The organism is Amycolatopsis thailandensis (assembly GCF_002234405.1).
GTDB lineage: Bacteria > Actinomycetota > Actinomycetes > Mycobacteriales > Pseudonocardiaceae > Amycolatopsis > Amycolatopsis thailandensis.
This window is the reverse complement of the sequence record NZ_NMQT01000045.1, coordinates 20,115-45,094: the sequence shown is the minus strand read 5'-3', so window position 1 is coordinate 45,094 and position 24,980 is coordinate 20,115. Positions and strand designations below refer to the sequence as shown.

At 70.3% G+C, this 24,980-nt stretch carries 8 protein-coding genes; all 8 read right to left on the bottom strand.

Features of this window, described 5'->3' with window-relative positions:
* Window positions 1-1,073, bottom strand: a 1,073-nt coding sequence (locus tag CFP71_RS13740) for a tryptophan 7-halogenase (RefSeq protein ID WP_093934238.1), incomplete at its 3' end; no start/stop codon positions are given.
* A 31-nt stretch (window positions 1,074-1,104) separates the two neighbouring features.
* Entirely contained in the window at window positions 1,105-2,331 is a 1,227-nt protein-coding gene (locus CFP71_RS13735; RefSeq protein ID WP_093934237.1) for a cytochrome P450, read from the bottom strand.
* Window positions 2,332-2,805: 474 nt separating this feature from the next.
* Entirely contained in the window at window positions 2,806-4,002 is a 1,197-nt protein-coding gene (locus CFP71_RS13730; protein ID WP_093934236.1) for a cytochrome P450, read from the bottom strand.
* Entirely contained in the window at window positions 3,992-5,146 is a 1,155-nt protein-coding gene (locus tag CFP71_RS13725) for a cytochrome P450 (protein ID WP_093934235.1), read from the bottom strand. The genes CFP71_RS13730 and CFP71_RS13725 overlap by 11 nt, the downstream gene beginning before the upstream one ends.
* Window positions 5,147-5,171: 25 nt before the next feature.
* Window positions 5,172-6,311, bottom strand: coding sequence for a cytochrome P450 (locus CFP71_RS13720; RefSeq protein WP_093934240.1), 1,140 nt, complete (start codon window positions 6,309-6,311; stop codon window positions 5,172-5,174).
* A gap of 123 nt (window positions 6,312-6,434) precedes the next feature.
* A complete protein-coding gene (locus tag CFP71_RS13715; protein WP_093934234.1) occupies window positions 6,435-6,644 on the bottom strand; it encodes an MbtH family protein in 210 nt (69 codons plus the stop codon).
* On the bottom strand, window positions 6,641-12,241 hold the full coding sequence (locus CFP71_RS13710) for a non-ribosomal peptide synthetase (RefSeq protein ID WP_093934233.1): 5,601 nt from the start codon (window positions 12,239-12,241) through the stop codon (window positions 6,641-6,643). Before CFP71_RS13710 ends, CFP71_RS13715 begins: the two co-directional genes overlap by 4 nt.
* Before the next feature lie 18 nt (window positions 12,242-12,259).
* Window positions 12,260-24,385: a non-ribosomal peptide synthetase gene (locus tag CFP71_RS13705; protein WP_093934239.1), complete on the bottom strand. Its 12,126-nt coding sequence runs from the start codon at window positions 24,383-24,385 to the stop codon at window positions 12,260-12,262.
* Window positions 24,386-24,980 lie beyond the last annotated feature (595 nt).

The following is a 24,980-nucleotide window of genomic DNA, read 5'->3' as shown; positions in this document are numbered from 1 at the left end:
ACGCTGTACTCGCGGCGGTACCGCGCTTCGAACTCGGTCAGGGCGGTCTTCTCGTCCAGATCCCCGGCGAGGACGCTGTTGATCGACCGCGCCGCGAGCAGCCCGCTGTAGGTCGCCAGGTGCACGCCGGAAGAGAACACCGGGTCGACGAAGCAGGCGGCGTCGCCGACCAGGATCATCCCCGGCCGCCAGAACTCGGTCTGGTTGTAGGAATAGTCCTTGCGGACGCGGATCTCCCCGTACTTGCCGGTCGTCACCCGTTTGGCGTCCTTGAGGTACTCCGCGATCAACGGAGCCTCGGCGATCAAAGAACTGAGCGCCTTTTCCCGGTCGCCCTGGACCTTGTCCGCGTCCTCCCGGCGCACCACCGCGCCGACGCTGGTCAGCGTGTCGCTCAGCGGGATGTACCAGAACCAGCCGTTGTCGAACGCGACGCTCAGGATGTTGCCCGAGTACGGCTCGGACAGCCGCTTGCCGCCTTCGAAGTAGCCGAACAGCGCGAGGCTGCGGAAGAACTCGGAGTAGTTCCGCGAGCCGCCGACCTTGGAGTACAGCCGGCTCTTGTTGCCGGACGCGTCGATCACGAAGGTCGCCTTGACCTCGCGCTCGTTGCCGTCGCGGTCGGTGTACCGGACGCCGGTGACCCGCTCGCCCTCTTCGAGCACGTCGGTGACCGAGCACTCCTCCCGGACGTCGACGCCCTTGCGCTTGGCGTTGTTCAGCAGGATCTGGTCGAACTTCGCCCGCTCGACCTGGTAGGCGAACGACGACGGGCCGGTGATCCGCGGTGAGACGGAGAAGGAGAACGTCCACGGCTCCGGGCGGGCGCCCCACCGGAACGTGCCGCCGCGTTTGATCGGGAAACCGGCCGCCGCCAGTTCGTCGGTGACGCCGAGCATCTGGCACACGCCGTGGATCGTGGACGGAAGCAGCGACTCGCCGATCTGGTACCGGGGGAAGAGTTCCTTCTCCAGCAACAGCACTCGGTGGCCCTGCATGGCCACGAAGGTGGCCAAGGTCGACCCGGACGGGCCGCCACCCGCGACCACCACGTCGAATTCTTCGACCGACATTTCTCACCATTCCTCTGTCGACGTCATTGCACTACCAGGCGACCGGCAATTGGTCCGGGCAATCGATGAAGGCGTTCCGGAGCTTGATCTCCTCGTGCGGCACCGCGAGGCGCAGATCGGGGAACCGTGCCCAAAGGGCTTGATAGGCCATCCTCAGCAGCGACCTCGCCACCGCCGCGCCGATGCAGTAATGGATACCGTGCCCGAACCCGACATGAGAACCCGAAGCACGATTCGCGTCGAGGACGTTGGCGTTCGGCGTCAGCGCTTCGTCGCGGTTGGCCATCAGGATCGAGCACATCACGTACTCCCCCGCTTTGATCAGCTGACCGCCGACGACCACGTCCTTGATGGCCAGCCGCGGATTCGGCTGCTGCACGGGCGACAGATACCGCAGCAATTCGGCGACGACACGATCCGCTTCGTCCTTGCCGGCGAGCATCAAGTCCTTCTGTTCGGGATGATCCAGCAGGGCGAGCACCCCGAAGCCGATCATTCCCGCGACGGTCTCGACGCCGCCGAGGATGAGCGCGGTGAACACACCCCGCAGCTCTGCGTTCGTGACGTCGTCCCCGTGCTCGCGCACGATGGAACCGATGAACTCCTCGTCGGGATCCGCGCGCTGGCGGGCGATGAGACCGTCCAGATAGCGGTTGAACGCCGCACTGTCGTGGGCCCTCGCCTTGAATCCGCGGCTGAGCGCGACATTCTGCCGGACGCGCCGGATGAATTCGGTGCGATCGTCGCGCGGGATGCCGAGCAATTCGCACAAGGCCAATCCGCCGACCGGATCCGCGAACAATCCCTGGACGTCCGCGGGCGACCCTTCGGCCTCCATCACGTCGATGCGGTCCTCGATCAATTCCAGCATCGCGGGTTCCAGCCTGCGGATCCGCCGCGCGGTGAATTCCGGCGTCAGCATTCCGCGCAGGCGGGTGTGCTCGGGCGGGTCGTAGACCGACAACTGCCCGATGAGATCCGGCGGAATGGGTTCGTCGGCGGGTGATTCCGCCGAACTCCAGCGCGGCCGCGTCGTGAAATGCTCGTGGTCGCCGAGGATCTGCCGCACGACGTCGTATCCCATGGCCTGCCAGACGTATTCGGTCCGCAGTTGGGTGGACGCGCTTCCGACTATCCGGACCAGCGGGCCGTGCGCCCGGAGGTCGAACATGTCCTCGTGGGGATCGCAATGCGTCCTGAGCATGTAGTTCGCCGTCGGCTGCACGAGTGGCGCGACCTCATCGATATCCTGATCCATATCGAGTGGAAACTCCTTCACCGACCGCGTTTGGTGTTCCGGATTCCTCTTCGGACACTCGGGTTCCTCAATCTTCGCCCGTGCTCAGGAAATAAGTCCAGGGTGCCGCCGTGGACGAAGACCCAGCCCGCTCCGGTGGGCTCAGGATCGCCGGGCACACTCCCTGCCCGAAACAGCGTTGCGAAAGCCACTTTCGCAACCTTCAGCGTTGCGAAAGTGGCTTTCGCAACGCCACGTGGCCAAAGCGCGGGCGGTATCGGCCGGATCCGCGATCACGACCCAAGACGGGACTCGCGTGATCAGACGGCGAACATGCGTGCTTGGAGGCGGAACTCACGTGATCAGAGGCGGAACTCGCGTGTTTGGAGACGGAACTCGGGTGTGCGTCGTCCAAGCACGCGAGATCCGCCTCCAAGCACGCGAGATCGCTGTCCAAGCACGCGAGTTCCGCCTTTGATCACGCGTGATCGCCGCTCACCACTCGACCATCAGGCTCGTCAGCCCGTACGCCGGCGTCGTCAGCCGGTACGCGGTCTCACCCTCGGGGTCCGCCAGTCTCAGCTTCGGAAAGCGTTGCCACAGCGCGGAATACACGACCCGCAGTTCGAGGCGTGCGAGCGCCGCGCCCAGGCAGTGATGGACTCCGTGCCCGAACGCGACGTGCGGGACCGGATCCCGCGTGACGTCGAGACGGTCCGGGTCCGGCAGCAGGGCGGGGTCACGGTTGGCCATGGGGAGCGAGCAGGTGACCGTCTCGCCCTCCTTGATCGTCTGGCCCGCGATGGTCACGTCCTGCATGGCTGTCCGCGGTGTCGGGGCGTAAGGGACGGTCAGGTACCGGATCATCTCGTCGACAGCCCGGTCCGCCGCCTGATCCTCGCCCTGGAAAGCGGCGATCTGCTCGGGATGTCGCAGCAGTGCCAGCACGCCGAGCCCGATCATGCCGGAGATGTTGTCGTCCCCGGCCAGCATCACCTGCACGCAGAAACCGCGAAGTTCCTCGTCCGTCGCCGCGTCGCCGTGTTCGGCGACGACGGCGCCGATCAGCCCCTCGCCCGGTTCTTTGCGCTGCCTGGCGATCATGGTCAGCAGGTAGCGGGAGAACGCCTCGCCGGCGGCCGCCCGTTTCCGTTGGCTCAGCGAAGGATCGAGGTGCCGGTGGCACAGCTGGGTGAACGTGGCGCGATCATCGCGGGGCACCCCGATCAGCTCGCACAGCACGGCCCCGGGCACCTCGTCGGCGACGACCTCGATCAGATCCGCGGGTGAACCCTCGTCCTCCAGCGCGTCGAGACGCTCCTCGACGATCTGCTCGATGTACGGCCGCAGCCGCCGGATCCGGCGCAAAGTGAAGCCCGGCAACAGCTTCTGCCGCATCCGGGGGTGCTCGGGCAGGTCGTAGTCCATCAGGTTGCCGACCAGTTCCCGCGGCCGGAAGATGCCCTTCCCGCCGACCTCGTCCTGATCGTGCCAGCGCCGCCGGTTGCTGAACCGCTGGTGGTCGCCGAGGACCTGCCGGACGACGGCGTGGTTCGCGGCCAGCCAGCTGGTCTCGGCGCCCGCTCCCTCGCCGATGGTGATCTTCGTCAGCGGACCGGCGGAACGCAGGTCCTCCGCGGGGCCGAAACCGTCCCGCCGGATGTGCAGCGGCCGCGAGTCGTCACCACTCAACGGGAAGCTCCTCTACGGCGAAGGGAGCGGGCCTGCCCGGCTTGAACCGCAGCTCCTCCTCGGGGACGGCCAGCCGCAGCGTCGGGAAGCGGCGGACCAGCGCGGGCAGCGCCACCCGCAGCTGGAGCCTGGTCAGCGGCGCCCCGATGCAGTGGTGGATGCCGTGCCCGAACGCGATGTGCTCGGTGTTCTCCCTGGTGATGTCGAATCCTTCGCCCCGGGCGCGGTTCACCGCCAGCAGCGAACAGGTCAGGACGTCACCGGCGCGGATGGTGCGCCCACCGATCGACACGTCGACAAGGGCGGTCCGAGGCGAGGGAGTCTCCACGATGGACGCGTACCGGAGCACTTCCTCGGCCGCGGAGTTCGCGAGCTCCGGACGCTCGCGCAGCAGCGCCATCTGGGCGGGGTGGGTCACCAGGAGCAGCGCCGCGATCGCCAGCTGGGAGGCCAGCTGCTCGACCGCCCCGATCATGATCCCCTCGGCGAGACCCGCGAGTTCGTCGTCGGTGACGTCGTCCCCGTGGTCGCGCACGATGCCGCCGATCATCCCGTCGCCGGGTTCGACGCGGTTGCGGGCGGTCAGTTTCCGGGCGTAGTTGACGATGCCCAGTCCCGACAGGTTGCGCTGCCGGGGGATCCGGCTCTCCCGGCTTTCCCGGAACATCCGCGACAACTCGTACTGGTCGTCACGCGGGACGCCGAGGAGGTCGCAGGCGATCAGCGCGGGGATGGGCCAGGCGGCGTTGCGGACGAAGTCGACCGGCGACCCCATGTCCTCCAGATCGTCCAGGCATTCCTCGACGATCTCCTCGGCGACCGGCCGCAGGACCTCGATCCGCCGGACGGTGTTCGCCCTCGTCACGGTCCCCCGCAACCGGGTGTGGTCCGGCGGGTCGTAGGACTGGAGGATCCCCGGCAGCCAGGCCCGTTCCGACTCGTCGTCGACCGGGCGCATCGAACTGAACCGGGTGACGTCGGAAAGGATCTCCCGGATTTCGTCGTAGCCGGTGACCAGCCATTGCTTGCGGCCGTCCAGTCCCGGCTCGGTGTCGTATTCGTGCAGCGGCCCGTTCTTCTGCAGATCGCTGAGCTCCGGCACCGGATCGAGCCCGAACCGCTGATGTGGCAGCGGAACTACCATGATTCTCCTCAAAGCTTTCGCGGTGTCACCAGTCGAGCGGCAGGGCTTTCACGTCGAACGGCGGCGGCCCCAGTTTGATCTCGCGGTCCGGCTCGGCCAGCCGGAGTTTCGGGAAGCGGGTCGCCAGTGCCGGGATCGCCACCCGGAAGATCAGATCGGCCAGCGGCCTGCCGAGGCAGTGATGGATGCCGTGCCCCCACGCGACATGCGGCGTCTTCGGCCGGGTGATGTCGAACCGATCCTCCGGTGCGGGGAAGTCCCGGCGGTTCACACCGATCAAGGAGCAGGTGACGGTATCCCCTGCCTTGACGAGGGAATCGCCGATGCGAACGTCTTCGGTCGCGATGCGCGGGGTGAGTTTCTCGGAGGTGCTGAGATACCGGACCATCTCTTCGAGCCAGTCCGGGATGACGTCCGGCTTCTCCCGGAGCAGATCGAACTGCTCGGGCGCCTCGACCATCAGCCACGCGCCCGCCGCGAGGAACCGGGCCACCTGATCCCCGCCCGCGCCCATGACGAACGCGGCCAGCCCGGTCAGTTCCGAGTCGGTGATCTCGTCCCCGTGCTCGCGCACGACGACGCCGAGCATGTCGTCGCCGGGGTCGCGACGCGTGCGAGCCGTGTTCTGGCTCATGTACGTCATGTACCGGTTCCCGGCCGCCACGCGCCTGGTGCCCGACCGCTCGGCCCGGCTGGCGTGCAGGCTGCGGGACAACTCCGTCTGGTCGTCCCGGGGGATGCCGAGGAAGTCGCAGGTCGCCGTGGTCGCGATGGCCCAGCCGAAATGCGGGACGAAGTCCAGCGGGCCGCCGATGGAGTCGATGGCGTCCAGGGTGTCCTCGACGACCTGCTCGACCTGAGACCGGAACCGTTCCATCCGCCGGACGGAGAACGCGGGCGACAGCACCCGGCGCAGTCGCGTGTGCTCCGGCGGGTCGTACTGGGTGATGAAGCCGGGGAAGGTGATGCCGGACGCCGTCCCGCCGTAGAGGAGCCGGGAACTGAACTTGTCCGAGCCGAGCACGTGGCGGACCTCGTCGAAACCGGTGGCCAGCCAGGCTGTCCGGCCCTCACCGTCCTCCTCGGTGCCCAATTCGGTCATCGGGCCCTTGGCCATGAAATCCAGCAGCAGCTGAACCGGGTCGAACCGGTCCCGCCAGTGCATCTCCGTCGGCAGGACGACGTTGAGCTCCTCGAACGCTTCCACTGCACAGGTCCTTTCCCGGGGTCAGTCGGACGAGCGCGGGGCTCGTCCAACTGACCGCATCGAACGGCTGGACAGCGCCGCTCAGCTACCGACTTCCTGGATGAGGCTCTTCGGGCGGAGGTCCGTCCAGTTCTCCTCGACGTAGGCGAGGCATTCCTGCCGGGGCGCCTCGCCGTGCACGCGGGTCCAACCGGCGGGCACCTCGGCGAAGGTCGGCCACAGCGAGTGCTGGCCCTCGTCGTTGACGAGCACGAAGAAGGAGCCGTCTTCGTTGTCGAAGGGATTGCTCATCGTTGCGTCCTTTCGCGCTCCGGCCGGGGCCGGAGCTTCTCGGCGACGACGGCCCCGATCTGGGCCAGCGCCGCGGGTTGCAGCATTTCCATGTGACCGGTCGCGATCTCGTGTGGTTCGACGGTCCCGCTGGTGAGGGGCTTCCAGCTGGCGATCGCGACCTCGGTGGGCAGATGCGAGGGCCGGTTCTCCGTCGCGACGAACAGCAGGATGTCGCTGGTGAAGCTCCGGGCGGTGTGCTCCGGCCCGATCCGGCGGAGGTGCCCCATGACCTCCTCCAGGTTCGTCCGGGCGCCGGCGTCGCGGGCGACTCCGGCGGCGAGCGCCAGTTGCTGGTCCTGTTGCTTGTCGAAGGCGTCGGCCTCCTCGTCGGCTTCGGTGCCGCGCTGCGCGCGCGGCAGCCTTCCGACGTCGGTGGGGTAGGCGTCGAGGAGGGCGACCAGGCCGACTTCTTCCCCTTGCGCTTCAAGCAAAGTGGCCATCGCCTGCGAGATCCGGCCGCCGAGCGACCAGCCGAGCAGGTGGTACGGCCCGGACGGCTGCACGGTGCGGATCTGCTCGACGTAATCGGCCGCCATCTCCTCCACAGTGGACGGCAGCGGTTCGGTACGGGCCAGGCCGCGCGCCTGGAGGCCGTACACCGGCTGGTTCTGCGGAAGGCTCCGCAGCAGCGGCGCGTAGTTCCAGCTCAGCCCGCCACTCGCGTGGACGCAGAACAGCGGCGGCCGGTTTCCGCCTTCCCGCAACGGAAGCAGCACCTCGAAGTCACCCGTGCCGGTCGCCGCCGCGGCACCCGGCAGCCGCCGCTCGCCCACCACGGCCAGTGCGTCGGAGGCGTTCCAGCGGGCGAGCAGATCCGTGCGCACCATCCGCCTCCCCTCTGTACCGAACGGGCAGACGACAGTCTTCTCGGCGGGACTCGCGTCCACCACTGCCCCGGTGAGGTACAGATCGCCGACGGCGCCCGCGACGACGGGCCGCAGCTCGTCGTCGAGCACGAGCGCGCCGAGCGGGCCGCCCTCGGCCAGTTCGGCGGCCACCGCGGGCACGGCGCCTGCCCACTTCGCCGGTGCCTCGGCCGGACGGTCCCGTTCGGTGTCGTCGAGAGCGAGGTCGACTTCGCTGATGCGCAGCCGCGGGTCTTCCGCGACCTGTTCGAGGACGCGGACCAGCCGCCGTGCCAGCGATTCGGCCGTGGCCTCGTCGAAGAGATCGGTGGCGTAGTGCAGGGTGCCGTCGATGCCGTCCTGTTCGTCCTCCTCGTCGAGGCGCTCGGTGAGCTTGAACGACAGGTCGAGTTCGAACGCGTCCGGCCCGACCGGCTCGGCTTCGGTGCGCAGGGCGGGCAGTTCCGTCGCGTCCCACGCGCCGAGGTCCTCCTCGCCCACCTCCAGTGCCACCTGGAACACGGGATGGCGGGCGAGCGAACCCGGCAGGTCCAGCAGCTCGACGATCTTTTCGAACGGCAGGTCCAGGTACAGGCGCGCGGTCCGGGCCGCCTCCTGCGCCCGGGTGACGACCTCCAGGAAGGAGGGGTCGCCCGAGAGGTTCGTCCGCAGGGCGAGCGGCCGGGCGAACGGCCCGACCATCGGCTCGAGGTCGATGAGGTCGTCGTCCTTCGGCAGCGACGTGCCGATCACGACGTCGTCACTCGCGCCGGATTTGACCAGCAGGACCGCGAGCGCGGCCTGCACCACCTGGAGGACGTGCGCGCCGACCGGGGCGACCGCCTTGGTCAGCCGGGCGTGCGGCCCGGCCTCCAGCCGCACCGCGACCGTGCCGGCCCGCCGCGACGGGACGACCGGCCGGGGACGGTCGAGCGGGAGCACCGTCTCGCCGTCGATCCCGGCCAGATTGGCCTTCCAGAAGGTGATCTGCTCGTTGATGAGGCTGTCCTGCCCGCGCTCGTCGTCGAGCAGCCGCCGCTCCCAGATCGCGTAGTCCGCGAACTGCAGCGCCAGCGGCGCGCGCTCCGGGACGCGGCCCGAACGCCGCGCGCCGTACGCGGCGGCCAGGTCGCGGAAGAGCACGTCGAGCGACTCGTCGTCGGCCAGGATCCGGTGCACCTTGAGGTGCAGCACGTGCGCCTTTTCCGAGAGCTCGAAGAGGTCGCAGCGCCACGGCACTTCTTCGGTCAGGTCGAAGTGCCGCTCGCGAAGCTCCGCGAGAAGCCCGGGAAGCTCCTCCTCGGTCGCCGGGACCGGGGCCAGCTCGACCGCCAAGGCGTCGTGGATGTGCTGGTGAACGCTCTGCGCGTCACCGGGGAAGGTGGTCCGGAGGATCTCGTGCCGGGCCGCGACGTCGCCGAAAGCCTCCGCCAGCGCGGGCACGTTCAGCCTGCCGCGCAAGCGAAGCGCGACCGAGATGTGCAGTCCGGCGGCCTCGTCTCCCGGGCTGGCCAGCAGCCAGGCGCGGAGCTGACGCGCGGTCAGCGGCACGCGGTCCGGCCGCTCGACGGCTTCCAGCGGGGGACGGGACTTCGCGGCGAGCGCACGGGCGACACCGGCGGGCGTCGGCGACGAGAACAGCTGCCGGATGGGCAGATCCGCGCCGAGTTCCTCGCGGATGCGCGCGATGAGCCGCATGGCCAGCGCCGAACTGCCGCCCAGGTCGTGGAAAGCGTCGTCGACGCTCACCTGCGGGACACCGAGGATCTCGGAGAACAGCGCGCACAGGACCTTCTCGGTCTCGTTCTCCGGTGCCTTCTCCGCCGCCTGCCCCGCGAGATCCGGGGCGGGCAGGGCCCGGCGGTCCACCTTGCCGTTGGGCGTGACGGGCAGGCCGGGCAGGGCGATGACCGCGAGCGGGACCATGTACGCGGGCAGGACGAGCCCCATCTGCCGCCGGATCTCCTCCGGCCCCGCGTCCTTGCCGTCGGAGACGAAGTAGCCCACCAGGCGCTTTTCGCCCGGCTGGTCTTCCCGCGCCATGACGACCGCTTCGACCACGCCCGGCTGGGCAGCCAGCACGGCCTCCACCTCGCCCAGCTCGACCCGGTAGCCGCGGATCTTCACCTGCTCGTCGCCGCGGCCGAGGAACACGACCTCGCCGTCGCGGGTCCAGCGCGCCCGGTCCCCGGTGCGGTACATGCGCTCACCGGGGAGGAACGGGCAAGCCACGAACCGGTCGGACGTCAGGCCCGGGCTGTCGAGGTATCCGCGTGCCAGGCCGGTGCCCGCGATGTACAGCTCACCGGCCACTCCCGGCGCGACCGGGCGCAGGAAGGCGTCGAGGAGGTAGATCTTCCGGTTGGTCATCGGGTGACCGATCGGCAGTTCCCGGTCGATCACGTCACCGGGTTCGATCGGCAGCCACGTCGCGCACAGCGTGGTCTCGGTCGGCCCGTAGGTGTTCCGCACCCGCAGACCGGGCTGAGCGCGCCGCAGGTTCTCGACGGACTGCGCGGGGACGACGTCGCCGCCGGTGCCGATCTCGGTCAGGCCCGCGAAGCACTCCGGCGAGGTCTCCGCCAGGGCGCGGAAACTGCCGGCGGTGAGGTGGACGGCGGTCGCGCCGCGTGCCACCGCCTGGCGCACCCCGGCCGCGTCCAGTACGCCCGGTTCGGTGAGCAGGACCCGGCCGCCGGTGACGAGCGGGACCCACATCGCGTAGAGCGAAGGGTCGAAGACGTGCGTCGCGTGCATCAGCACGCCGTCGTCGGGACCGAGCTGCCAGCCCGCGTCGCCCGCCAGACCGGCGACGGCGCCGTGCGGGATCGCCACGCCCTTGGGCAGGCCGGTGGATCCCGAGGTGTACATGACGTACGCGAGATCGCTCGCGCTCGGCCGGAATTCCGGTGCCGTGGCGGGAAGAGCGTCGACGGCCGTCCGCGTTTCCGGGGCGTCGAGGACGATCGCGTCCTCCGGTGCGACCCCGCTGGTGGCCTGGGTGCACAGCACGGTCGAGACGCCGGAGTCGCCGAGGATGAACGCGATCCGCTCGGCCGGGTACTCCACGTCGACCGGGACGTACGCGGCGCCCGCCTTCCAGATCGCCAGGAACGCGATCAACAGTTCCGGCGACCGTTCCATGGCCACCCCGACCCGGTCGCCGCGACCGACGCCACGCTCGGCGAGGTACCGGGCCAGCCGGTTCGACGCCTGGTCGACCTCGGCGTAGGTCAGGTTCGTGCCCGCCGCGTCGGTGATCGCCACCGCGTCCGCCGCCGTGGCCACCCGCCGCGCGAACAGTTCGACCACGGACTCCCCCGGCACCGGGCCGTCGGTCGCATTGAAGGTGTCCACCACCAGGGCGCGCTCGGCCTCGCTCGCCAGCGTCAGACGGCCGACGAGGACCTCGGGTTCGGCGACGAGCCGCTCCAACACCCGCGACAGCGCGCCGACGACCGATGCGGCGGCCGCCTCGTCGAAGAGACCCTGGTCGTAGTCGAGGATCAGCGGCATCCGCTCGCCGGGACCGGTGATCAGCGTGAACGGGTAGTGCGACGAGTTCCGTCCGCGCTTCACCGGGATCAGGCTCAGGCCGCCGTCCGCCGACCGCCCGAGTCCCTTGCGGGGGAAGTTCTCGTAGATGACGAGCGTGTCGAAGACCGCGCCCGCCCCGACGACGGCCTGCACGTCCTGCAGGCCGAGGTGCTGGTGGGTCATGAGTGCCGCCTGGTCGCGCTGCAGGTCGCCGAACAGCTCGACGGCCGGTCGCGCACCGTCGAGCCGGACCCGCACCGGCAGGGTGTTGAGCAGCTGGCCGACCATCGACTCCACGCCGGCCAGATCGGCGGGCCGCCCCGAGGCTGTCGCGCCGAACACGACGTCGTCACGACCGGAGAGCTGCGAGAGCACGACGGCCCAGGCACCCTGCACGACGGTGTTCAACGTGAGGTCGTGGCCGCGCGCCAGCCGCGCGAGACCGTCCGTCAATTCCTCGGACAGCTCGACCACCGTCGTGTGGATGTCCGGCACGCGACCCGGATCGGCCGGGGCGACCGTGGTGGGCGTGTCCAGTCCGGAGAGCTCTTTCCGCCAGGCCGCCCGGGCGATTTCCTTGTCCTGCTTGCCGAGCCAGGCGAGATAGTCCCGATAGGACACAGTGGCGGGCAGGCCGGACGCGTCGCCCCCCGCGGCGTAGATAGCCGCGAGTTCGCGGTGCAGGATCGGCATCGACCAGCCGTCGACCAGGACGTGATGCAGCGTGTGCACGAGCCGGTGACGCTCCGGGCCGAGCCGGATCAGGTGCAGCTTCATCAGCGGCGCCGCGTCGATGCTCAGCCTTTCGGCCAGCTCGTCCGCGGCCAGCCTGTCCACCTCGCTGTCGAGGATGTCCTCGGGCAGTCCGGTGAGATCCGTTTCGCGCCAAGGGATCTCGGCGTCCCGCTTGATCACCTGGACCATCTGAGCGCCGCTGACGTAACGGAAACAGGCCCGCAGCGCGGCGTGGCGGTCGACAAGGGCCTGCCACGACGCCTTCAGCAGCCCGGCGTCCAGCGGTCCGTCGATGCCGTAGACGGTCTGCACGGTGTAGGTGTCGGGCCCGTCGTCGTCCAAGACGGTGTGGTAGAGCATTCCTTCCTGTAGCGGCGAAAGAGGCCAGACGTCCTCCACGCTCGAACGCGGCTTCGCGCGGGTGTCGTCAACGGTCACGATCTGCTCCTTAAAGCGTTAGTCGCCGGACAGTCCAGCCTCGAGTTGTTCCAACTGATCAAGGGAAAGCGCGACGAGCGTGCCCCCGTCCGGTTCCGGCTCCGGGGCGGTCTCGTCTTCGACAGGCAGCGGTTTGACCAGCGCCGCCAGCCGTTCCGGCGTCTTCTCGGCGAACACCTGGCCCGGGGTCAGCGCCAGCCCTTCCCGTCGGGCCATCGCGGACACCTGCATCGAGGTGATCGAGTCCCCGCCGAGTTCGAAGAAGCTGTCGTCGGCCCCCACCCGGTCCAGGCCGAGCACCTCCGCGAACAGCCCGCACACCAGGGCCTCCATCGGTGTGCTCGGCTCCCGTTTCGAAGCCATCGCGGCGAAATCGGGGGCTTGCAACGCCTTGTGGTCGAGCTTGCCGTTCGGGGTGAGCGGCATCTTGTCCAGCGTCACGAACGCGGCGGGCATCATGTACTCCGGCAGCCGTTCGGCCGCCAGTGCCCGCAGCGCGGCCGTCAGACCGTCCACATCGGACTCGGCGGGGACGACGTAGGCCACCAGACGTTTCTCACCCCGCCCGTCGGTGCGGACGGAGACCGCGACCTGACCGGCCCCCGGATGTTCCGAGAGCACGGCCTCGATCTCGGCGGGCTCGACCCGGTAGCCGCGCACCTTGACCTGCGCGTCGACCCGGCCGACGAACTTCAGCTGGCCGTCGGGGTCCCAGCGGAACAGGTCGCCGGAGCGGTACATGCGCTCGCCGGGCGCGAACGGACTGGCGACGAACCGTTCCGCCGTCAGGCCCGGACGCCCGAGGTAGCCGCGGGCGAGCCCGACGCCGGTGATGTAGAGCTCCCCCGTCACCCCGGGCGGCACCGGCTGCAGGAAAGCGTCGAGCAGGTAGTGCCGCACGTTGTGGATCGGGCCGCCGAGCGGGACGACGTCGTGCCCCGGGGACAACGGGGCGCTCATCGTCGAGCAGATGGTCGTCTCCGTCGGCCCGTAGGCCTGGATCACCCGGCGCCCCGGCGACCAGCGGTCCACCAGCGCGGCCGTCAGCGCCTCGCCGCCGGTCAGCACGGTCCGCAGGGTGTCGGGCAGGTCGTCCTCGCTCGCCAGCACACTCGGCGACACGGTCAGGTGCGTGATGCCCGCCCGGCGGATCGCGTCGCCCAGTGTCACCTTGGGCGGCATGTTCGCGGCGTCGGGCAGCACCAGGGTCGCGCCGGCCAGCAGCGCCATGTAGAGCTCGGAAACCATGGCGTCGAAACCGATCGCGGACAACTGCAGGATCCGCGAGGACGCCGTCACGGCCATCCGCTCGATATGCGCGTACCCCAGGTTGACGAGGCCGGAGTGGGTGACCTGGACGCCCTTCGGCACCCCCGTCGACCCCGACGTGTAGATCACGTACGCCGCGTCTTCCGGGGCCACCGGCGGCAGCACCACGTTCGGATCGGCGTCGGGCAGCTCGTCGAGCAGCAGCACCGTTCCCGCGAAGGCGGCGGGCACGAACGCCCGCGTCGTCTTCGTGCACACCAGCACCTCGGGTGCCGAGTTCGCGAGCATGAACTCGACGCGGTCACGCGGATAGTCCGGGTCGACCGGGACGAACGCCCCACCGGCGAACGTGACCCCGAGCAGGGTCACCGCCAGCTCGGCCGAACGCTCGACCAGCACGCCCACCCGGACCTCGCGCCGCACTCCCGCGCCGACGAGCAGCCGGGCCAGCGCCTCGACCTCGTCCACCAGCCCGCTGTAGGTCAGGCTCCGCGCCGAATCCTCGACCGCCACCGCGTCCGGCGTCCGGTCCGTCTGGGCGCGGACCAGCGACGGCAGCGTGTCCGTCACGAGTGGCGCGTCGGTCCGGTTCCATCCGTCCACGACCAGACGGCGGTGCTCCGGCCCGATCAGGCCGACCCGCCCGACCGGGACCAGCGGATCGGCGACCACCTGCTCCAGCGCCCGGACGATCGACGCGAGGAACTCCTCGGCGCGTGTCCGGTCGAACACGTCCGGCCGGTAGATGACCTCACCGTGGACGCCACCGCCTTCGGACGCGCGCAGGGACAGCGGATAGTGCCCGTTGTCGTCCGGGATCCCCGCCGGGCGCATGGCGAGGACACCGGGATCGTCCGACGGCTCTGGCGGCGGCGGGTAGTTCTCGAAGACGACGATCGTGTCGAACGCCGCGCCGGGCCCCGCGACCTGGGTGAGCTCGGTCAGCCCGAGATGCTGATGCGGCATCAGCGCGACCTGGCGTTCTTGCAGGTCCGCCAGCATGTCGGCGAACTTCTCGGCGCCGGTGAGGCGGGCCCGGACCGGCAGCATGTTCATGAACAGGCCGACCGCGGACTCGACGCCGGGGATCTCCAGGGGCCGCCCGGCCACCGTGGTGCCGAAGACGACGTCCTCACGCCCGGTCAGCCGCGCCAGCAACAGCGCCCAGACCCCTTGGAACAGCGTGTTCATCGTGACGCCGTGCCGCCGGGTGAACTCGGTCAGCCGCCCGCTCAGCTCGTCGTCGAGCGCGAACCGCACGCGGTCGGGCTCGATGGGGGTGGCGATCGACTCCGGCGGTACGACCCGGGTCGCCTCGTCGAGTCCCGCGAGCGCGGTCCGCCACGCCTCCCTCGCGGCCGCGTTGTCCTGGCGGGCGATCCACGCGAGGTACTCACGGTACGACGTCGGGACCGGCAGGGTCCGGCCGTCACCGCCGGACTCGTACGCCGCCATGACCTCGACCAGGAAGACCGGAAGCGACCAGCCGTCGGCCGAGATGTGGTGCGACGAAAGGATCAGCCGGTGCCGGCGTTCCGCGAAACGCACCAGGTGCAGGCGCAGCTGCGGAGCCTTGGTCAGGTCGAACCGGTCGGCGTGCGCCTCCGCCGCGAGGAGCTCGAACTCCGCCAGCGCCTCGGCCTCGGGCAGCTGGGACAGGTCGGTCTCCCGCCACGGCAGCGTCACCCGGCGGGCGACCGCCTGCACACCGGTGCCGGACCCGAGCTGATGGAAGCTCGCCCGCAAGGCGTCGTGCCTGTCGACCAGGGTCTGCCAGGACGAGCGGAAGCGGGCGGCGTCCAGCGGGCCGTCGAGGGTGAGGACCCGCATGCCCGCGTAGACGTCCGGGCCGCGCTCGTCGATGGAGTGGAACAGCAGGCCTTCCTGGAGCGGGGAGAACGGCCAGATGTCGAGCAGCTCCGGTACGGCGGCCTCGATCTCCTCGACTTCGTTCTGTGCCAGCGAAACGAGCGGGAAGTCGGACGGCGTGTGCCCGCCCGGGCCACCCGCGCCGACGTGCGTGGCCAGGCCGGTCAGCATGTCCAGCCACGTCTTCCCGAGTGACTCCGCCTCGGCCTCGGTGAGGATCCGCCCGGCCCACGTCACGGTCAGCGTGAGCTCGGGTCCGCCGTCGCCGTCCAGCACCGCCGCGTCGATCTCGACGACGTGCCGCAGCGGCAGGTCCTGCCCCGCCGCGCCGCCGATGGTCCCGACCATCTGCCAGGGCTCCGCGTCGCCCTCGGGCCGGGACGAGAAACGGCCGAGGTAGTTGAAGCCGATCTCCGCCTTCGGCAGCACCGACAGGGCCTTCCCCGTCTCCTCGTTGAGGTGACGCAGCATCCCGTAGCCGAGCCCGCCGTCCGGCACGGATCGCACGTTCTCCTTGACTCCCTTGAGAAGCCGTCCGGCCGCGGCGCCTCCCGCGATCGCTTCCGCCGGGTCGATCCCCGCGGTGTCCAACCGGAGCGGATGGACACCGGTGAACCAGCCGATCGTCCGCGACAGGTCGAGGTCTTCGAGGGCCTGGCGGCCGTGACCTTCGACGTCCACCACGACGGCGGTGCCGCCACGCCAACCGGCCACCGCGCCCGCCAGGGTCGCCAGCAGGACTTCGTGGACACCGCAATGGAACGCCGAGGTGGCCTTCTCCACGAGCACGCTCGCGCGTTCCCCCGGCAGGGTCCAGGTCTTGCGGCCCGACGTGGAAATGGTGTCGCGCTTCGGATCCAGCTCGCCCAGCCGCGTCTCCGCGCCGTCGAGGATCTCCGTCCAGGTCGCCAGTTCGGCGTCGCGGGCGGCCGCCTGCTCGGTCAAGGTCCGCGCCCAGCGCCGGAACGAGACGTCCACCGGGTCGAGTCCCGGTTCCCGGCCCGCCGCCACGGCTTCGGTGGCCGTCTGCAGGTCCGGCAGCAGGATCCGCCACGACACCACGTCGGCCACCAGGTGATGCGCCACCACGGCCAGCCGTCCGACGCGGCCCGGTCCCGCGTCGACCCACACCGCCCGGACCATCACCCCGCCGACGGGATCCAGGCGTGCGGCCGCCGCACCGGCGTGACGCTCCGCGACCTCGTCGAGGTCACCGGCACCCGCTTCGACCCGCTCGACCAGACCGGTCACGTCCACGGCCCCACGCTCGGACACCACCAGCCGGGGCTGCTCGCCCTCGGTCTCGACGATCCGGCTCCGCAGCAGGTCGTGCGTGTCGATCACGGCGGCCAGCCCGGCCGTCAGGGCGTCCACGGTCAGGTCACCGGGAGCGCCGACGGTCACCCACTGCGCGAGCGCGCCACCGTTCAGCGCACCGGAATCGTGTTCGATCAGTTCCCGCACCACCGGCGTCCACGGGACCTCGCCGACACCGTCCTCGGCGACGGCCGGGAGCCGTCCGCCGCGCTCGGCCACGGCCGCGATCCCCGCGGGCGTCTTCTGCTCGAAGACCTGCTTGGCACCGAAGACGAGGTCCTCGCGCCGCGCACGGGCGGCCAGCCGCATCGAAAGGATCGAGTCCCCGCCGAGTTCGAAGAAGCCGTCGTCGGCCCCGACCTCGTCCAGCCCGAGGATCTCGGCGAACAGTCCGCACAGCAGGCGCTCGGTCCCGGTGCGGGGCTCGCGGCCGGCGCGTTTGGCGGTGAACTCGGGGGCGGGCAGGGCCGCACGGTCGATCTTCCCGTTGAGCGTCAACGGGAAGGCGTCCATCACCAGCACCACCGCGGGCACCATGTACTCCGGCAGCCGCGCCGCGAGGTGCTCGCGGACCGCGCCGGAATCCAGGCCCTGCCCGTCTTCCGCGGTCACGTACGCGATCAGCCGCTTCTCGCCGGGTCGTTCTTCCCGCGCCACCACGATCGCCTGCGCGACCCGGGGGACGCAGGTCAGCGCGACCTCGATCTCCCCCGGCTCGACGCGGTAGCCGCGGATCTTCACCTGCGAATCGGCCCGGCCGCCGAACACCAGCTCACCCTGATCCGTCCAGCGCGCCAGGTCGCCCGTGCGGTACATCCGTTCCCCCGCGGTGAACGGATTCGCGACGAACCGTTCCGCGGTCAGCGCGTGCGCGCCCGCATAGCCGTGCGCCAGACCGGCCCCCGCGAGGTACAGCTCGCCGGTCACGTTCGGGGCCACCGGCTGGAGGAACGCGTCGAGCACGTAGGCCTGCCTGCCGTCCAACGGCCTGCCGATCGGCAACACGCCACCCGTCGCGACGCCCGGTTCGAGGACGAGCCAGGTGGCGCAGAGGGTGATCTCGGTGGGGCCGTAGAGCTGCCGGAACCGGACGTCCGGGCAGGCCTGGCGCATCCGCACGACGGACGCGAGCGGCACCGCGTCCCCGCCGGTCAGGATCTCGCGCAGCCCGAGGAAGGACTCCGGGGATTCCTCCGCCACGGCACGGAAAGCGCCCGCCGTCAGGTGGACGGTGGTCACGCCGCGGGCGATCGCTTCACGCAGCCTGCCCGCGTCGACCGTGCCCGGCTCCGCGACCACCACGCGGGCACCGCTGACCAGCGGCACCCAGAGCTCGACCAGCGACGCGTCGAAAGCGTGCGACGCGTGCAACAGCACGTGATTGTCCGGGCCTTGTGACCAGCCCGGGTCACTCGCCAGCGCCGCCACACTCGCGTGCGGGACGGCGACGCCCTTGGGCACCCCTGTCGATCCCGACGTGTACATCAGGTAGGCCACGTCCTGCGCCGCCACCGTGACCTCGGGCGCTTTCGCATCCCCGATCCCGGGTGCGCCGACGACCACCGGCTCGATCCCGTCCGGCACTCCGTCGCGGGTCGCTTCGGCGCAGAGCGCCACCGACACGCCGGCGTCGGTGAGCATCCGCTCGATCCGGTCCGCGGGATGGTCCACGTTCACCGGCACCTGCGCGGCTCCCGCCTTCCAGACCGCGAGCAGGGCGACCACCAGGTCCACGCCGCGTTCCAGCACGACACCGACGCGGTCACCGCGCCGCACGCCGATCCCGGCCAGGTACCCGGCGAGCCGATCCGATTCCCGGTCGAGTCCGGTGTAGGACAGGGTCCGCCCGCCCTCCTCGACCGCGACCGCCTCCGGGGAAAGGCTTGCCTGGCGGCGGAAGAGCTCCAGCACGGACGAATCGTCCGCCGGTTCGCCGGTCGCGTTCCAGCGCTCGACCACCGACGCGCGCGCCGGTTCGCTCGTCACGGTCAGGCGGCCGACGGGAAGCGACGGCTCGGCCACCACCTGCTCGATCACCCGGACGACCTGCCTGGCGATCTCGGCGGCGGTCTCCCCGGCGATCCGGTCCGGCCGGTAGGACAGGTGGATCTGAAGGCGTTCGCCGGGCATGACGCTCAGGGACAACGGGAAAGTGGTGCCGGTCCGGGTGCGGATCGAGCTGATCGAGACACCGCCGTCGTCACCGAGACCGGCGGCGTCCAGCGGGAAGTTGACGGTCATCAGGACGGTGTCGAAGACCGCGCCCGTCCCCGCCGCCTTCTGGATCTCCTGAAGCCCCATGTACTGGTGCTCCGTCAGCGCCGACTGACGCCGTTGCAGATCCTGGAGCAGGTCCAGCACCGGCACACCGCCGTCGAGCCGGACGCGGACCGGGACGGTGTTGATGAACATCCCCACCATCCGCTCGACGTCCGGCACCTCGGCCGGCCGCCCGGACACCACGGTCCCGAACACCACGTCCGTCCGGCGCGCCAGCCGGGCCAGCACCAGCGCCCACGCGCCCTGCACGATCGTGCTCAGCGTCAGGCCGTGTCCGCGGGCGAACTCCACGAGGGCCCTGGTCGGTTCCTCGGGCAGCCATTCGGAACACTCGTCCGGCAGCACCATCGTCTTGCCCGCGTCGGCGTCCACCAGGGTCGGTTCGTCCGCGCCCGCGAGTTCGGCCCGCCAAGCCGCACGGGTCGCTTCCTCGTCCTGGCGGCTCAGCCACGTCAGATAGTCCCGATAGGACGGTGCCGGCTTGGCCTGCCCGCCCGCGTAGCCGGTCGCCGTCTCGCCGAGGACGAGCGGCGTGGACCAGCCGTCGAGAAGCAGGTGGTGGGCAGTCAGCACGAGGCGGTGCCTGTCCGCGCCGAGCCGGATCAGCAGGAGCCGCAGCAAGGGAGGTTTGGTGACGTCGAAGCGTGCTGCCGAGTCCTCCGCGAGCAGGCGTTCGACCTCCGCGTTCGCGGCCGTCTCGCCGAGGTGCGACAGATCCTTTTCACGCCAAGGGATTTCGACCTCGTCGACGACGACCTGCACCGTCTCACCGGCACCGAGGTCGTGGAAGCTCGCCCGGAGCGACGCGTGCCGCTCGACCAGGTCGCTCCACGCCGCGCGCAGCCGTCCCGCGTCGAGGGGTCCGTCCAGGTCGAGGATCCGCTGGGTCTGATAGACGTCGACGCCGCCCTCTTCGAAAGCTCGTTCGAAGAGCATTCCTTCCTGCAACGGCGACAGCGACCAGATGTCCGCCAGCCCCGGCGCGGCGGCTTCCAGCTCCGACACGTCCCGCTGCGTCAGCTTCACGAGCCCGAAGTCGGACGGGGTGTGCCCGCCGGGACCGTCCGCCAGGGCCGCGAGCCCGGTCAACGTCTCCAGCCACGCCTCGCCGAGCCGCTCCACGGCGGCGGGTTCGAGATCCCGGCCGTCGATCACGAGCCGCAGGCGGGGACCTTCCGGCGTGTCCTGGACGTCCGCGCCGATCTCCAGCGCGTGGGCCTGGACCGCGTTCCGGCCGCCACCCAGCGCCCCTCCGACCGTCTGCCAGGCGCCGGTCTCGGTGCCGGCGCCCGCCCGACCGAGGTAGTTGAACCCGATCTGCGCGGACGGCAGCGCCGCCAGCCTCGCCCCGGTCTCGGGGTTGAGGTAACGGAGCAGCCCGAAGCCGAGCCCGTCGCCGGGAACGGCGCGGACCTGGTCCTTCACGGCTTTCAGCAGCTCCCCGGACGCCGGGTCGGCACCGGAGACGTCGAGGCGGACCGGATGAACGCCGGTGAACCAGCCGACGGTGCGCAACAGGTCTTCGTCGTCAGCGGCATGGCGGCCGTGGCCTTCCACGTCCACCAGGACAGCGGCGTCGTCACCGCGCCACCGCGCGACGGCCCCCGCGATGCCCGCCAGCAGGACTTCCTGGATCCCGCAATGGAACGCGCCCGGCACCCGGGCCACCAGATCGCGCGCCACGCCGCCGGACACCGTCCCCGACCACGAATGCGCTTGCCCGGTTCCCCGCTCCGGCAACGGTTCCACGCCGTCCAGCACGGCGGCCCAGTACTCGGTCTCGGCGACCGTGCTCGCGCTGAGCGCCTGCTCGGCCAGCCGCCGGGCCCACTGCCGGAACGACGTCGTCGCGGGTTCGAGCGCGGGAGTCTCGCCGGATTTCACGGCGTCGTACGCCGAGCGCAGATCGGGCAGCAGGATCGCCCACGAGACCGCGTCGACGACCAGGTGATGCGCCACCAGCACCAACCGGCCCGGCTCGGCCCCTGCGTCGAGCCAGACGGCCCGCACCATGGTCCCCGTCGAGGGATCCAGCGCGGCGGCCTCGCGTTCCGCGATCTCGTCGACGTCCCCGGCCGCCACGCGGGTCACCAAGGCGGCCGCGGATCCCTTTTCAGGCACGGTCAACCGGCCGACGGACTCCACTCGCGCCCGTAGGAGATCGTGCGTGTCCAGGACCGCGCGCAGGGCGGACACGAACGCGTCCTGATCGAAGCCCGCCGGGGTGACGACGACTCGCGCCTGCGCGAAGCCGGGTCGCAGAGCGTCTTCCCCGAGGGCGAGCATCACCGGCGTCCAAGGGACTTCGCCGATTCCCGTGTCCACTGTGGACTTCCGCGCTTCCGGGGCCAGCGCCGCGAGCCGCTCGGGAGTCCGGTGCTCGAACACGAGCCGCGGGGTGAGCGGGATCCCTTCGCGGCGGGCACGGGCGGCCACCTGCATCGACGAGATCGAGTCCCCGCCGAGCTCGAAGAAGCTGTCCTCCAGGCCGACCTCCTCCAGGCCGAGGACTTCGGCGAACACGCCGCGCAGGATCCGCTCGGCCTCGGTCGCGGGCTCCCGGCCCGCCGATTTCGAGGCGAAGTCCGGCTCCGGCAGCGCTTGACGGTCCACCTTCCCGTTGACCGTCAACGGCAGGACGTCCAGCACCAGCACCGCGGCGGGCACCATGAACTCGGGCAGCGTCTCGGAAAGCTCACCGCGCAGCCGTTCCGGGGCGAGCGTCTTTCCCGCTTCGGCGACCACGTAACCGATCAGGTGCCCGTCCCGCGGGACCACCACGGCCTGGCCGACCCCGGGGAGCTCGGCGAGCGCCACCTCGATCTCGCCGGGCTCCACCCGGTAGCCGCGGATCTTGACCTGGTCGTCGGCCCGTCCGGCGAACGCCAGCGCGCCCTGATCCGTCCAGCAGGCGAGGTCCCCGGTCCGGTACATGCGCTCGCCGGGGGCGAAGGGATCGGCGACGAATCGTTCGGCCGTCAGCACCGGACGGCCCAGATAGTCTTGCGCCACACCGGCTCCGGCGAGGTACAGCTCGCCGGCGATCCCCGGGGGCAGTGGCCGCAAGAACGCGTCGAGGACGTAGACCCGCCGCCCGGACAGGGGACGGCCGATCGGCAGCACGGAACCCGCCGGATCACCGGGTTCGAGCACCCACCACGTCGCGCACAGCGTGGCCTCCGTCGGGCCGTAGAGATGCCGCACCCGCACGTCCGGACAGGTTCGCCGGACCCGGTCCACCGCCGACGGCGGTACCGCGTCGCCACCGGTCAGCACCTCGCGCAGCCCGGCGACCGACTCCGGCGCCTCCTCGGCCAGCACCCGGAAGGCACCGGCGGTGAGGTGGGCGGCCGTGACCCCGTCGGCCACGTAGCCTGCCAGCGCCGCGCCGTCCACCACGCCCGATCCGGCGAGCCGCACCCGGGCGCCCGAGACCAGCGGCACCCACAGCTCGAACAGCGAGATGTCGAAAGCGTGCGAAGCGTGCATCAACACGGTGTCTTCGGGGCCCACGCGCCAGCCCGGCTCGCCGACCAGCGCGGCGACGTCGCCGTGCGAGACCGCGACCCCCTTCGGCGTCCCCGTGGAACCCGACGTGTACATCACGTAGGCGACGTCTGCGGCGGCGACACCGACAGAGAGTCGTGCCTGCTCCGACACCGCCTGCCGGGTCCGCGGATCGAGGACGATCGGGGCGATCCCGCCGTCCAGCACGGCCTCCCGGTACGCCTCCGCGCACACCACCGCCGCCGGTTCGGCGTCCGCCAGCATGAACTTCACGCGTTCCATCGGGTACGCGGGATCCACCGGCACGTACGCCGCGCCCGCCTTCCACACCGCGAGCAACGTCGCGATCAGGCCGGGGGATCGCTCCATCACGACGGCGACCCGGTCGCCGCGCCGGACCCCGCGGTCCCTCAGATACCCGGCGAGCCTTTCCGCGTACTCGGCCAGCTCGCCGTAGGACAACGCCGAGTCGCCGTCGTCGACCGCGATCCCGTCGCGACGGCGTTCCACCTGACCGTCGATCAGCTCCGGCGCGAGGCGGTTCGGCGCCACTTGGGTCGCCGTACCCCAGTCGTTCAGTACCGATCGCCGGTCGGCCGCGCTCGTCAGGTCGAGTTCGGCCACCGTGATCTCGCGCGCCTCGGTGAGTTGACGCAGCACCCCGGTGAACCGGTCGAGGATGGCCAGCGCGTCGTCCCGGCTGAACCGCTCGGTCACGTAGTCGAGGTTGAGCAGCATCGACTCGCCGGGGACGGCGACCAGCGTCAGTGGGTAGTGGGCGGCTTCCTTGCCTTGCGTGATGGTGATGCGGAAGGTCTCCCCGGAGTCCGCTTCGCCGAGCTCACGCGGGAAGTTCTGGACGACGAGCAAGGTGTCGAAGAGCGCGCCGGGACCGGCCGTCTTCTGGATGTCCGCCAGTCCGATGTAATGGTCGGAGATGAGCGCCGACTGCCGCTTTTGCAGCTCCGCCAACAGGCCGAGGACCGGCTTCGAGCCGTCCAGCCGCACGCGTACCGGGACGGTGTTGAGGAACAGTCCCACCATTGCCTCGACGCCGGGCAGATCCGGCGGACGCGCCGAGACCACCGCGCCGAACACGACGTCGGTCCGGCCGGACAGCTGTGCCAGTACGAATCCCCAGGCACCCTGCACCACCGTGTTGAGCGTCAATCCGTTGGCGCGGGCCAGTTCCGCCACCGATCGCGTGAGGTCTTCCGGCAGCTCGATCATGATGTTGTCGGGCAGGCTGGGCGCGCTTCCCTGTCCCGCGGGCGCGACCAGCGTCGGCTCCTCGGCGCCACGCAGCTCCGCGGACCACGCCGACAACGTCTTTTCCTTGTCCTGCCTGTCGAGCCACGCGAGATATTCCCGATAGGACCGCGCCTCGGGCAGGTCCAAGGGACCGCCGTCGGCCGCGTACAGCATCGACAGCTCGTCGAACACGATGGGCATCGACCAGCCGTCCATGATCGCGTGATGGCAGGTCACGACGAGGCGGTGGTCGTCTTCGGCGAGGCGGATCAACGTCAGCCGCAGCAACGGCGCGTTCGCGAGGTCGAATTTCGCCGTCCGATCCTCTTCGGCCAGCTCCCGCACGGCTTCCGCGGGGTCGTCGAGGTGGGAAAGGTCGGCCTCGCGCCACGGCAGTTCCACCTGCCGCGCGATGAGCTGCACCGTCTCGCCCGACTTGCGTTGCCGGAAACAGGCCCGCAGCGCGGCATGCCGGGCCAGCAGTGCCTCCCAGGCCGCGCGCAGCCTGGCGGCCTCCACCGCGCCGTCGAGCTCCAGGATCCAGTGGCCGACGTAAACGCCGGGCCCTTCGTCGTCGTAGACCGTGTGGAAGAGCAGCCCTTCCTGGAGCGGCGACAGCGGCCAGAAGTCCTCGATCCGCGACTGAGCCATCAATTTCCCCTCGATCATCTGCGGGATCCGCGAAAAGAATCATCCGCCGGGCGGGCGGGCCCGGACAATCCGTCCAACCGCATTTCGACCCTGTGGTTTTCCGCAGGTCGGCGAGGAACGGGCATGGGTTGGGATACAAGGAAAAGCGCTGTGCCTCGTGTCGCGAAAGCCACTTTCGCGACACCTGAAGTCCCGAAAGTGGCTTTCGCGACATCCGAAACCCGCGTGGCAGCGGGAGGCGGTGTTGCGAAAGCCACTTTCACAACGTTGAAGGTTGCGAAAGTGGCTTTCGCAACACCCCTGCCCCACCCGACCGCGCCGGGCCGGGTGGAGTGGTCGTGAGCGAAGGCGTGACTCGCGTGATCAGAGCCGTCACTCGCGTGATTGGAGCCGGAACTCACGTGATCAGGAACGGAACTCGCGTGATTGGAGCCGGAACTCACGTGATCAGAGGCGTGACTCGCGTGATCAGGAACGGAACTCACGTGTCAGACGGCGAACTTCGTGAACGTCATCTGATCACGCGAGTTCCGTCTTTAATCACGCGAGTTACGGCTCCAATCACGCGAGATCGCCGCCTGATCACGAATGATCG